The following is an 812-nucleotide window of genomic DNA, read 5'->3' as shown; positions in this document are numbered from 1 at the left end:
GGCAATGCACTCGCTATTGTCACTGTTTGCAGCGCACTTAGCCCTCCGGCAAGGAGAAGCGCAATTGCGACAATGCCCATGAGCGAGGCCCAAAATATTCGCTGCCAGACGGGTGTGTTTGCCACTCCACCTGATGCCAGAGAATCAACAACCATTGCCCCTGAATCAGCAGACGTGACAAAGAAGACGATGACCATCGCCATTGCGATGAATGACAGCACGGAAGAGAACGGGAAATGCTCCAGGAAATTAAACAGGGCCAGCGCCACATCCTGCTGAACGGTACTGGCGAGGTCTGTGGCCCCCTGGTTCATAATGAGATAGATCGCGCTGTTACCAAACACCGTCATCCACATGAGCGTAAAACCCGCGGGAACAAACAGCACGCCGGTGACAAACTCGCGAATGGTTCGCCCGCGGGAGACCCGTGCGATGAACATCCCCACAAACGGCGACCATGAAAGCCACCATCCCCAGTACAGTAATGTCCAGCCCCCCAGCCAGTTGCTCGACTTAGGCTCATACGCGTAAAGGTTGAACGTTTTACTCACCAGTTCCGAAAGATAACCGCCCGTATTTTCCACAAATGACTTCAGCAGAAGCACGGTTGGTCCCAGACACAGGACCAGCGCCAGGAGCAACAACGCCAGACCCAGATTGAGCTCAGACAGGATACGTATTCCCTTATCCAGGCCGGACACCACTGAAATCGTCGCTAACCCCGTGATGACCACGATCAGAATAACCTGCACCGTTTCATTGATGGGCACCCCGAAAAGATGGTTCAAACCGGCATTCACCTGCAAAACACC

The 812-nt window shown here is 53.9% G+C and carries 1 protein-coding gene; it reads right to left on the bottom strand.

Annotated features, from left to right (window positions below):
• A partial coding sequence (locus tag ACKLKD_RS27905; protein WP_420062011.1) for a BCCT family transporter occupies nucleotides 1-812 on the bottom strand: 812 nt, incomplete at both ends.

The organism is Klebsiella sp. 10982, from assembly GCF_048589245.1.
Classification (GTDB): Bacteria; Pseudomonadota; Gammaproteobacteria; order Enterobacterales; family Enterobacteriaceae; genus Klebsiella; species Klebsiella quasivariicola.
The sequence above is the reverse complement of the archived record's forward strand: the minus strand, read 5'-3'. Positions and strand labels throughout refer to the sequence as shown.